This window comes from Bartonella sp. P12B, assembly GCF_055796185.1.
This window is the reverse complement of the sequence record NZ_JBTTDI010000021.1, coordinates 1-11,580: the sequence shown is the minus strand read 5'-3', so window position 1 is coordinate 11,580 and position 11,580 is coordinate 1. Positions and strand designations below refer to the sequence as shown.

Here is an 11,580-nt window from a genome sequence, read left to right as displayed (position 1 = left end):
ACCCGGCGCCACTTATTTGAAATGCAAGTAAGTAAAAAAGGGTGGCATTTGAAATTGCTGCCCTTTAAAAACAACAATATGTAAAATATTTAAAAATTCATATTGACACTAATAAACCATTATGTTAAACGAATCTCAAGTGCTTAAAAACACGAAAATCACAAGCGGGTTGATCACGATAAGATCTTTCCCTGCTTTTAAGAATACTGGCTATCTTTTGTGCTTTAATTAGCATATAATAATTTATGCCGGGTGTGGTTATGCCATACAATACCCTTCGCGAGGGAAAAGCATAACGACGGACTTGTGACCGTGTTTTTAGCACCCGGCGCCCGTATGGGATGTCAATTAAAAACAATATTACAAGAAAGGTTTTTCCAATGGAAAACAACGAATTCAATCTAACAACTGACTTCCTCTGCAATCTATGGTTGGCTGTATGCAAAGAAGCTAATCAAGATGATACTGAAGAACAATACCATAATGATCTTGTAGACCTAATGGCAGCAATCGAAAAGGTAATCGTCCTTAAATTACAAAATGAAAATCCTAACATGATAAAAATGTTAGCTATCCTTACTAATTTTGGTTACTCAGAGCCAACATCTGAATTAGAGCCGCTTTTAAAAGCTTATGAACCAAAAATTAATTCAGTAACTGAAATACATCATATAAACAAAGCAGCATAAATCACGGCGCGGGGGGCGCCTCTTTTATTGCAAAAAAAAAGCCGTGTCATATAAAACGCGGCTTTAAGTTTAAAAAAAAGGAGTATGAAAAATAAAATAGTAAACTATAATTGGATTCTAAAAAAAATACGTGAAATATGCAAGAGTCTATAACAAAAAAAACCGCACCAAAATGAATTGATACGGCTTTTCTCTCAAAACTACAGTAAGGAAATTCATAAAATGAGTAGATTTTAAATTACATATTTTGTGTATAAACGCAATATCGTTTTTATCAAATTGCATCTTAAAATGAATTATGCTAATGTTTATTTGCAACGTTTATAGCGTTGCATTTTTAGCCGCTTTCTAGGTTAAAAACACCCCCCATTAAGAATAAAGCCGTGCCAATTAATTTTGACACGGCTTTTCTTTTGCAATACACGCTAGTCTCTCAAATTATATAACTAAATTGTGGATAAAAACAAGTTCATTCTTATCAATTTGCATCTTTAAAAAGATGATGCTACTATAAAAGCAGATTTAAGAAATTGAAAGGCCTTGTTATGTTTTTTACATCGCAAGGCTTTTTTGTATCTAACCATCATGATGTTGTGTTTTGATTAAAATGATGTTATTTCGATATTCGCTAGACTCGAAATACTTTTGTCTGTCCTATAAGGCAAAGTTTTTTCTAGGCAGCGTTTTTACAACGTTGCCTTTTTTATTTTGCAATTCCATAAAATAAAACCGCGTCAATCAATTTTGACACGGCTTTATCTACAATACGCTGTTTCATTATTCCATAAGTATGAACACCTCTAATATTGCACATTGTGTGTAAAAATGCAAGCCATTAAATTAACAAAAAATGGGATTCATATTGCAGATTCAATATGTTATCATTATTTCGTTTGTAATTATAATCCGTAATGTGTTATTATAACGCAAGCGTAATGTTTGGTGTGTTGTGTAAGATTTTAGTTCATAATTTTCTAGAGAAAATAGATATGTTTACAGATAAGCAGCTAAGATCCTTATTTGGTGTTATAATTTTTATATTCTTATGTTGTTTGGGAATTAAAAAAAATCTTGGCTTTATTCAAAGTATTTTGACATTCGCTTCTGTTTCTTTTGTCATAATAACAACGGTTTTTGCCATTCTATGCAATTCTCATATTCCTTCTGAGTTGCAGAATAATCCAAAATATAAATGCGGCAATACAACAGCTTGGCAGAGATTAACACGTGATTTGCAACAATATATGCACAAACTCTTAAAGCTCATAACTTTAGCACTTGTCGTTTTAATTTTCCCAAGTAGTCATAAAGAAACGGTTTCTTTGCCTGTCATTTCTAAGTACATAGAGCAGCATTTTTCTTTTTCATTGGATAGCATCCTTTGGTCCTTAGATATTGCTCTTTGGTACTCTTTTTTAGTTTGTGTAATCTTTCTTATTTTACGGACACGCAGTTTAATCAATATCTCGATTTACGCGTTACAAGCCTCCACTCATCATACGAAGTAAAGTTTTGTCCCTATGGAAGATACAAGTTGAAGGTAAGAAAAAATATGCTGAATAAAGTGACGTTAATCGGGCATTTGGGTGCCGATCCAGAAAGCAAAACAATGCACAATGGTGCTGAGGTGGTCAATTTTCGCATGGCTACTTCTGAGAGCTATACAGATAAAGCAACCAATCAAAAAGTGGACAAAACTGAATGGCATTCCATTGTGGTTTTTAATCCACATCTTGCAAAAGTTGCTCTTCAGTATCTCAATAAAGGCAGTAAAGTTTATATTGAAGGGCAGATACAAACCCGTAAATGGCAAGATAAAAACGGTCAAGATCGCTATACAACAGAAATCGTTTTGCCTCAGTATAAAGGCGATTTAAAGCTTTTAGACAGCAAAAATGATGATGATCAAAAGAGCGTATCGCCTTATGAGAGAAGCTATCAGCGTCCTCTTGATATGCCAACAAAGGTTGTCAGTGACAGTATTCCTTTTTAATGAAAAGGCAGTGTTGTGAAAAAAAGCAAAAGAAGGGGACGCCCTAAAATTATAGGGCAGTTAAGAGAGCCAAATGGACGCATCTCAAGAGCAAAATCACCACGTGAATCTGTTGACCAATTGGCACTAACAATCCGTGCTAAGCGCTTTGGTTTAACGCTACAAGAGGCAAAAAATCCACTTGCTGGTACCTATATCGGGCGGCTTTGTTTGCAAGGCGTGCTCACTCAAGACCAGTATGACGCCGCACAACAATATCTACAGATAAGAAACGACTATCTTTGTGCAAAAGGTTTGCCAAACGCTATTTATGATGATGTGTCTACAAATTCAGACCCAAATAGTCTTGAACAATGGGTTGAAAAAGCAACCAATCACTATCAAGCCGTGCAAGAGGCACTAAAAGAAGCACAATGCCTTTATAGACAGTATAATCTCTACGCAGCAATACAGTATCTTGTTATAGAAGACCAAATGCTACCACATCTTGTAAGTTCGTTGCGTGTCGCTCTTAATGCACTGCAAAAGTAGTTTGATCGTTAAACGACAATCTCTAACTTGGCTCCATTATATGGTATATCGTTTTTAAGTCTCTGCAAAGTCGAGGTGTTTGTTGACCTAGTTCAGGATTACCAGTTCTTATCGCAGCATTTACATCAGCTACTAGATTCATCATATGTGTTTCGGGGCTAATACCATTTCTTGAAGAGTTAAGAAATTTTTTTGCGTAATACATCATTCGATCTTTAGAGTTCATGGACATATTGTACGCCCAAATAAAATCTCCTTCACTCCAATTATATTGATAGCGTAAAATACTTATTACATTAGGTAGATTTGCCCATGACATTTCTTCATTATAATCACCCCGCAATAAATTCACAAAACGTCCACATAAAATAACAAGTATATGACGATGCTGTATAAGATCAAATTTGGGAGAAGAATCCTGATGATCACGGCTGTATATAAATTGGATTGCTTTTTGTCGCTTTTCAAAATGTTCAAGATTTTTGTATTTTCTTGCGTATTCTTGATAAAGTTCATTATACTTTTCTATAGTATCTACATTTGTAAATATATGCATAAATCCAAATGACATTGATGGAGAGAGCGTTAATATAGACAAAAAAGCTATAAATGTTACAATGCGCGTTATGGAAAGTGCTTTCATACTTTAATCCTTTAAATTTTTATATAACACTGCATAGCTGATTCACGTTGAATATATCAATATGTGTTATTTTGGTGTTGACAATGTGTTTCAAATCGTATTTAATGACAATTGCGGCACTGGTCGTATTGTATCTAGACGAGGGGCAGTGCAGTGAGGAAATCCCCGCATTTGCGGGGTTTTTTATTATCGGGAGGGAGTATTTTATGACATCAGAAAATACACAGCCAACTCCACCAGTCAAAAGAAAATGGATCCCACCTAGAGCAGGGATAGGTCGTGTAAAAGGCATTCCCAATAAAATGACCCGCATTTTAAAAGAGGCAGTGGTGAGGGCTGCTGAGAATGCTGGTAATAAAATCGGCAATGAGGGTTTAATCTCTTATTTGGAAAAGCAAGCAATGGATTGCCCCGCTGCTTATTTGGCTTTGCTTGGCAAGGTGTTGCCTTTACAGGTGACTGGTGAAGATGGCGGAGCCGTAAAGATCATAGGGCGTGTTGAGATTGCCCCTTTAATCGATGACGATAAGACAGATTAAGATAGTACCAAAGCTGATACCGATCTTTTCAGGCACGGCAGCAGTGCGTGCGGCTTGGGGAGGAAGAGGGTCTGGTAAGACACGATCCTTTGCCTTAATGGCAGCTTTAAAGGGCTATCAATTTGGTATGGGAGGGATATCAGGAACTATCCTTTGTGCACGTCAGTTCCAGAATTCGCTTGCAGAGAGTTCTTTGGAAGAGATCAAACGCGCCATTGAAGATCATGACTTCTTAAAGGACTATTATAAGGTTGGGGAATCCTCAATTAAGTCTTGTGATGGTCGTATTGCCTTTCAGTTTTCAGGTCTTGATCGCAATATAGCAAGCATTAAGTCGATGGGGCGTATTTTGCTCTGTTGGGTTGATGAGGCAGAGCCGGTTACTGAAACGGCTTGGCAAACACTGATACCAACTTTACGGGAAGAGGGAGAGGGCTGGCGAGCAGAATTATGGGTTACGTGGAACCCGTTGCGTGAAAATGCGCCGGTTGAGAAGCGGTTTCGCTTTTCTGATAATGAGGCGATTAAGCGTGTTGAGATTAACTGGTCAGATAATCCGAAGTTTCCAAAGATTTTGAATGAAGCGCGTTTGGATGATCTGAGGAACCGTCCCGAGAGCTATAAACATATTTGGGAAGGGGATTATCTCAAAGCCGTTCAGGGTGCTTACTATCAAAAAGAGATGTTAGCAGCCGAGCAGGAGGGGCGGATTGGACGTGTTTCTCGTGATCCTTTAATGCAAATACGAGCCTTTTGGGATATTGGGGGCACGGGAGCCAAGGCTGATGCAACGGCGATTTGGATATCCCAGTTTGTCGGTCGTGAGATCAGGGTGCTTGATTATTATGAAGCGCAAGGGCAGCCTTTGTCTGAGCATATAGGTTGGTTGCGTCGCAATGGCTATGAGAAGGCTTTGATGGTGCTTCCCCATGATGGTGCGACGAGAGACCGTGTGCACAATGTGAGTTTTGAAAGCGCCTTGAATGATGCGGGTTTTGAAACGCAGGTTATTCCCAATCAGGGAGCTGGTGCTGTCAAAATACGGATTGAGGCGGTGCGGCGGATCTTACCATCGGTATGGTTTAATGAGGAGACAACGGTCGCGGGTCGTAAGGCATTGAATTGGTATCACGAGAAATGGGATGAGAAGCGCAATATCGGTTTGGGCGCAGAGCATGATTGGGCAAGCCATGGGGCTGATGCCTTTGGTTTAATGTGTGTTGCTTATGAACCGCCTCAAGAATTACGCAAACGCGTCCCCTATAGCGGCAGAAGAGAATATGAGAGCACCTCATGGATGGCAGAATGATGCAAGATCAAGATGATGAGCGGTTAGAGCAGGAAGACAGCAAGGCTTCTGATCTCTCCAGTGACTGTTTGTTTCGCAAGCTTGTCAGTTGGTACAAGGAAGATTTAGAGCATGTGAATAAATGGCGTGAGCATGCGCGTGAGGATTTTGCTTTTTACAATGGCGACCAGTGGAATGAGAAGGATTTATCGGTTTTAAAAGAGCAGCGCCGCCCTGTCATGACGTTTAATCGCATAGCCCCGCTTGTGAATGCGGTTGTAGGCTCTGAGCGCAACAATAAGCGTGAGGTCCAATTTATTCCTCGGCAAATAGGCAAGGCATTGCCCAGTGAATTGCTTACCGGAGCGGCAGAATGGTTTAGGGACATGGCGCATGCGGAATACGCGGATTCCGATGCGTTTCAGGATGCTGTTATTTGTGGAATGGGGTGGACCGATACACGGCTTGATTATGAGAATAATCCCGATGGAGAGCCGGTTATCACGCGTTTGGACCCGTTAAAGATGGTTTGGGACAGTGCGGCAGTGCAACCGAATTTAACCGATGCGCAACGGATGTGGTATGTTGATCGCAAGCCTTTGGAAGTTGCAAGACAGATGTTTCCCAAATCCCATTGGACAGAGTTGAATGCGGATTGGGCTCGTGATGGGGTTGGTTATGAAGGTGTTCACCATAATGATCTTGACTATTACAGTGATGAGAAGAGCGTCGATGTTGAAAATGGTCGACGAATGGTCACGCTTGTTGAATGCCGTTGGTTTGAGCATGAAACCGCATATAAGGCACCTGATTTAGAGACAGGAGAATTGCGTGATTATAGCAAGGAGGAATTTGAACAGCTTTGTTGCATAATGCCCGATATACAAGGGTTTCAATTTAATAAAAAGGTTGTGAGACGGGCGTTTTTAGGCAGGAAGCTTTTGTTAGAGCCTGATCAACCGTTAGTGCCTGCTGGTCAATTGGGTTGGGAATGTATTACCGGCTATTTTGATAAGCTCAATCGTCAGTTTTATGGCGTTGTTCGCCCTACGAAAGACCCACAACGTTGGGCAAATAAGTACTTTAGTCAGGTTATGTATATTCTCAATAGCCAATCCAAGGGTGGGATCATGGCAGAGCGGGGAGCTTTTGAGAATGAGGCGGAGGCGGCAAGAAGTTTAAGTCGATCCGATAGTCTTACATGGCTAAAACAAGGAGCTTTATCAGGGGGGAAGATCCAACCCAAGCCTGTCGCACAATTTCCAGCAGGTTTTTTCCAGCTGTTTAATGAGGCGAAGGAAGCAATCAATCAGGTTACGGGTTTATCGCCTGAATTTATTGGTACGAGGGAAGTCACGCAAGCGGGTATTCTTGAAGCCCAGCGGCGTCAATCCAGTCTCAATCTGCTTGCTTGTTTGTTTGATGGTTTACGATTGTATCGCAAGCGGCAAGGGAAGATTATCCTCCATTTAATCCAGAATTATTTGTCTGATGGTCGTTTGGTGCGGATATCAGGGGAAGAGAATGCGCAATATATTCCTTTAACGCGTGAAGCAGTGATGAGTGTTGATTATGACATTGTTGTTGATGATGCCCCGACCAGCCCGAATGAGAAAGAGCGCACCTTTGGGATTATTACCCAGCTGTTACCGTTGCTTCAAAATGCCATTACACCGGATATCATGCTTGATTTGTTACGTTATTCGCCTCTACCGGCATCGTTACTCAATCGTGTGAGTGAGAAGTTCCAACAGCAACAACAGATGGCGCAACAAGAGCAGCAAATGAATCCAGAGCAGGAAATGCGTTTGCAAGAAAAGCAGCAAGACATAGCGACCAAAGCGCAAATGCAACAGATGGACTTACAAGGCAAGCAGATAGATCTTTATATGCGTCAGGAAAGAGCGAAATTAGAAGCAGAACTGATGGCTGAGCGCCATGAGTTAGAGCGTCAACGCATTCTCAATGAGCAAATGCACAATCAGATTATGCGTTCGAGAGCAGAGACATATAGAGCACGAAGCATTTAGAAAGGTGAAAGAATGAATGCACAAATGACTGAAGAGATGGATGGCAAGAATGAAGCGTACCCCTTGGAGACCCCAGTTTTTGATGATGATGGTCCTTTGGATGTAAGCGATGAGAGTGAAGCGGTTGCTAGTGAAGAGAGCAGTGTTCCAGAGTCTGTAGTCCCACCTGTCCATGAACCCTCTGAAATCTCTACTCTAGAGCAGCAACGTGCAGAAGAACAAGCGCGTCAAGCGCGTGAAGCATTGATGCAGTTTTATAACCCTCAAGCAGCAGGGCAGGGAGCTTCTGTTGAAGGAGACAACCCGCCCCCTGATATGAGTCAGGACATTGTTGGCTATATGGCTTGGATGGGAAAGAAGCTTCAAGAGCAGGATGCGTTTATTAAAGCGCAACAGGAAGCACAAAGGCAGGCTTATGAACAACAGCATCATGATGCACATTTAAATCAGTTTTTAGAAACTTCTGTTGCTTCGACAAAAAATAAATATAGCGATTTTGATGCCGCAGCGGATTACCTTTATGAGACGCGTGCGAAGCAGTTATCGGCTTGGTCCAAAGTTTATCCAGAATATGCAAAAAAGAGCACGATTGATGCGATTATAGGCAACGAATTACGCACGATTGTAGCGACGTGTGCGCAAAAGGGGACGAACCCAGCCGAAGAGCTTTATGGGATAGCGCAAAACCTTGGTTATCAGAACCAAGCGCTACAAGCCAACAATCAGGTTGCAGCGCTTCAAAGCAGGCAGTCTTCAGCGAAGACTTTAACGGCTTCTGGTGGAGGGGGCAGTACGGGACCCCTCTCATGGGAGAGCATTAGTGCCATGTCCGATAAAGAGTTTCAGGCATGGTACAGCAATCCAAAGAACCAAGCGCTGATCCGCAAATTGAGTGGTGCGGAAGATGAGGACTAAGTGAGAGACTTTTTTAGAGAATAAGCCGCTTTTAATGCGGGTTTTCCTCCGGCTTTTAAGCCGGTTTTTTTATAGCAAAGAAAGGTAAAATCAATGGCAACAACCACTGTAGGGATTAATGATCCCCATGCGTTAAAAACATGGGCAAGAATGCTTGATGCGGAGGTCTCCAAGGCAACGGCGATAGCTCCATTAATGGGCAAGGGCTCCAACAGCATTATTCAGGTCAAAACAGAAACCCAGAAAGGCAAAGGGGATTGTGTAACCTTTAGCCTTCGTGCGCAATTAGCAGGACGGGGTGTGAGTGAGGGGGAAACTCTTGAAGGCAATGAAGAAGCGCTCCAATTTCTCCATGATAAATTGTATATCAATGAACTCTATCATGGTACGCGCATTCCCAATGAAGGGACGATTGATACTCAACGCACTTTGTTTAATTTGCGAGAAGAAGCCAAAAACAGTTTAGCGGATTGGTACGCCGATCGTTTGAGTATGATGTTTTTCATTCATGCTTGTGGCTACACAGCCAATAGGCTTCATTTTGAAGGGGGGTTGGTTGATCTTGATCCTCTTTATTACGGCTTTAATGCGCCGATCGCTCCAAGTAGTAAGCGCATTGTGCGCCCCGATAGCAAAACCAAGGATGAAGAGCTTACAGAGAAAGCAAAACATGGCTTTAATCTTAAGTTGATCGATGAAGCTGTTCAATGTGCGAAACTTGCAAATCCTAAAATTAGACCGGTTCGTGTGAATGGCGAAAGTGTCTATGTTTTATATTTGCATCCCATCCAAGTGACGCAATTGCGGACCAATACAGAAACGGGTCAGTGGCTTGATATTCAGAAAGCGGCTTATACCGGTTCGCGTGCTAAAAACCCCATTTTTGATGGTTCCTTAGGGATGTATAACGGTGTGATTTTACGGGAATCTGAACATGTGACCAATGGTGTGAAATCCACGGATAGTACTCGCGTTGCCGGTGTTCGTCGTGCTGTTCTTCTTGGAGCCCAGAGCGTTGTTATGGCTTTTGGTAAAGGTTATGGCGATACACGCTATAAGATCGAAGAGGAAACTTTTGACTATAAACGTGAATACGGTTTTGGGGTTCATACGATTATGGGCATGAAGAAAACATGTTTCCAAATGCCCGGTAGAGCGCAAGGTGCACAAGATTTTGGAACGATTGTCATTCCCACCTACAGCGGTGAAGTTGACGCGAATTGATTAAGAAAGGAAACAGGATATGGTCGATGGAGTAAAAGGTCATTTACACGGTAGAGATCTTCATACGCATCAGGTGAGTTTTTTGCGTTTGAATATCACGCATAAAGATAAGGATTTGACACGCAAGATAGGGACCTTGCCTCGTGGCGCGATGATCCTTTCGATTAAAGCGTTTGTGAAGACAGCGTTTACGGATGCGAAATTAAAGATTGGCAGCACCTATGGAGGCAATGAGTTTACAGGACAAGATATTGATTTATAACGATAATTCATTGTTTTGCATGTTGAATGAGAGTTCATAATACCCTAAGATTCTCTCATTTCAATCTTGTTTATGATGAATCAAACCAAACCATCCCCTTGCACATCACAAGTGGGATTAACGTGTGGATAAAAAACGTTTAGAAAGGAGTAAAAATGCCTCTTATGAATCGTCTTAATGCAAGGGCTGTCGCAACATTGGGGGCTGGTAAATATAATGATGGTGCCGGCTTGCTACTTCACAAACGTAAAGATGGTGGTGCTCAGTGGATTTTACGCTATACCATCCACGGGCGGCGTCGTGAAATGGGCTTGGGTGCCTTAAGAGATGTCTCTTTAAAACAAGCCCGTGAATTGGCAACTGGGTGGCGTTCTGTTTTGCGTGAAGGTCGTGACCCCATTAAAGAACGTGAGAAACAAAAACGCGAAGCAATGCGTAATCTCCATTATCTCAAAGATATTGCTTTGGATGCTTTTGAAACTCGTAAAGCTGAATTAAAAGGAGATGGTAAAAATGGAGAGTGGTTTTCATCTTTAAAACTTCATATTCTCCCCCAATTAGGCTGCCTCCCCGTTTCAGAGATTACCCAAACCGATATACGCAATACACTCGCACCGATTTGGCATACAAAAGCTAAAACAGCTATGAAAGCTCTTAATCGCCTCAATATTTGCCTTAAACATGCTGCTGCAATGGGATTGGATGTTGATTTACAGGTAACAGAAAAAGCAAAAGCTTTGTTGGGGAAACAACGTCATAAAGCTACGAATAGACCAGCAATGAATTGGAGAGAGGTTCCGGATTTTTATAAAACACTTTGCAAAACACCAACTCTAACACAATTGGCTTTGCGTCTGCTTATTTTGACAGGGGTTCGTAGCAATTCCTTGCGTCATATCCATAAAGATCAGATTGAAGGTAGTGTATGGACTATTCCTGCTGAGAATATGAAAGGAAGGCGTGATGCTACAACAGAATTTCGTGTACCCTTATCAACAGAAGCATTGGAAATTTTGAAACAAGCGCGTCTTCTATCTCGCAATGATTTCTTTTTTTCTGCAACAGGTCGTGGTCCCCTTGCTGAGAAGTCCATGTTAAAATATATGCAAAAAACTGGACTTGATGTTTGTCCCCATGGTTTTCGGTCTAGTTTACGCGATTGGTTAGCAGAAACAACAGACGCCCCTTTTGAGGTCGCGGAAACCATTCTAGGTCATACCGTCGGTGGACAGGTAGAGCGTGCTTACCGTCGTACTGACTATTTAGAGCAGCGCCGTGTTTATATGGATAAATGGGCTGCCTATGTCACGGGGCAATCTTAAAAGATGGGGTTTTGTACCCCATTCTTATCCCATTATCTGTGGATAACTTTCTCTCTTCATTCTCTCAATATGACTCATAAATTATCAAATGAGAAAATACATCATAAATGACTGTTTTTTATGATTAAACTTACTTTGCAATCT

11 protein-coding genes and 1 pseudogene are annotated in these 11,580 nt (G+C 41.4%); 11 read left to right on the top strand and 1 reads right to left on the bottom strand.

The genetic code is table 11. The annotated features are described in order from the left end of the window. Positions 1–380 precede the first annotated feature (380 nt). The 4 genes from AC0QT1_RS07965 to AC0QT1_RS07950 all read left to right on the top strand — a co-directional run bounded on the left by AC0QT1_RS07965 (position 381) and on the right by AC0QT1_RS07950 (position 3,213). On the top strand, positions 381–689 hold the full coding sequence (locus tag AC0QT1_RS07965) for a hypothetical protein (protein WP_473201312.1): 309 nt from the start codon (positions 381–383) through the stop codon (positions 687–689). Between the two features lie 989 nt (positions 690–1,678). Further along, positions 1,679–2,197: a hypothetical protein gene (locus AC0QT1_RS07960; protein ID WP_473201361.1), complete on the top strand. Its 519-nt coding sequence runs from the start codon at positions 1,679–1,681 to the stop codon at positions 2,195–2,197. Positions 2,198–2,241: 44 nt separating this feature from the next. Continuing rightward, positions 2,242–2,682, top strand: a complete 441-nt coding sequence (ssb, locus tag AC0QT1_RS07955) for a single-stranded DNA-binding protein (protein WP_473202057.1) — start codon at positions 2,242–2,244, stop codon at positions 2,680–2,682. A gap of 15 nt (positions 2,683–2,697) precedes the next feature. Then, on the top strand, positions 2,698–3,213 hold the full coding sequence (locus AC0QT1_RS07950; RefSeq protein WP_473202056.1) for a hypothetical protein: 516 nt from the start codon (positions 2,698–2,700) through the stop codon (positions 3,211–3,213). Positions 3,214–3,235: 22 nt separating this feature from the next. On the opposite strand, the gene AC0QT1_RS07945 is transcribed toward AC0QT1_RS07950, so the two are convergent. Further along, a complete protein-coding gene (locus tag AC0QT1_RS07945; protein ID WP_473202055.1) occupies positions 3,236–3,856 on the bottom strand; it encodes a hypothetical protein in 621 nt (206 codons plus the stop codon). Positions 3,857–4,062: 206 nt separating this feature from the next. Here AC0QT1_RS07945 and AC0QT1_RS07940 point away from each other — a divergent pair, with 206 nt between their 5' ends. From AC0QT1_RS07940 to AC0QT1_RS07910, 7 genes and pseudogenes are all read left to right on the top strand, one after another. Beyond that, positions 4,063–4,395 (top strand): hypothetical protein, encoded by a 333-nt coding sequence (locus tag AC0QT1_RS07940; RefSeq protein ID WP_473202054.1) that lies wholly within the window; start codon positions 4,063–4,065, stop codon positions 4,393–4,395. Then, positions 4,376–5,704 carry a phage terminase large subunit gene (locus AC0QT1_RS07935; protein WP_473202053.1) on the top strand — a complete coding sequence of 443 codons (1,329 nt, stop codon included), beginning with the start codon at positions 4,376–4,378 and terminating at the stop codon, positions 5,702–5,704. Before AC0QT1_RS07940 ends, AC0QT1_RS07935 begins: the two co-directional genes overlap by 20 nt. Beyond that, positions 5,689–7,713 (top strand): portal protein, encoded by a 2,025-nt coding sequence (locus tag AC0QT1_RS07930; RefSeq protein ID WP_473202052.1) that lies wholly within the window; start codon positions 5,689–5,691, stop codon positions 7,711–7,713. Before AC0QT1_RS07935 ends, AC0QT1_RS07930 begins: the two co-directional genes overlap by 16 nt. A 12-nt stretch (positions 7,714–7,725) precedes the next feature. Then, positions 7,726–8,628, top strand: coding sequence for a hypothetical protein (locus AC0QT1_RS07925; RefSeq protein ID WP_473202051.1), 903 nt, complete (start codon positions 7,726–7,728; stop codon positions 8,626–8,628). A 93-nt stretch (positions 8,629–8,721) separates the two neighbouring features. Next, a complete protein-coding gene (locus AC0QT1_RS07920; RefSeq protein ID WP_473202050.1) occupies positions 8,722–9,852 on the top strand; it encodes a N4-gp56 family major capsid protein in 1,131 nt (376 codons plus the stop codon). 19 nt (positions 9,853–9,871) lie between these two features. Continuing rightward, positions 9,872–10,105: pseudogene (locus AC0QT1_RS07915) on the top strand (hypothetical protein); the annotation flags it as partial. 164 nt (positions 10,106–10,269) lie between these two features. Beyond that, the gene (locus AC0QT1_RS07910) at positions 10,270–11,436 is read left to right on the top strand and encodes a tyrosine-type recombinase/integrase (RefSeq protein WP_473202049.1); all 1,167 of its coding nucleotides are present in this window, start codon (positions 10,270–10,272) and stop codon (positions 11,434–11,436) included. Positions 11,437–11,580 lie beyond the last annotated feature (144 nt).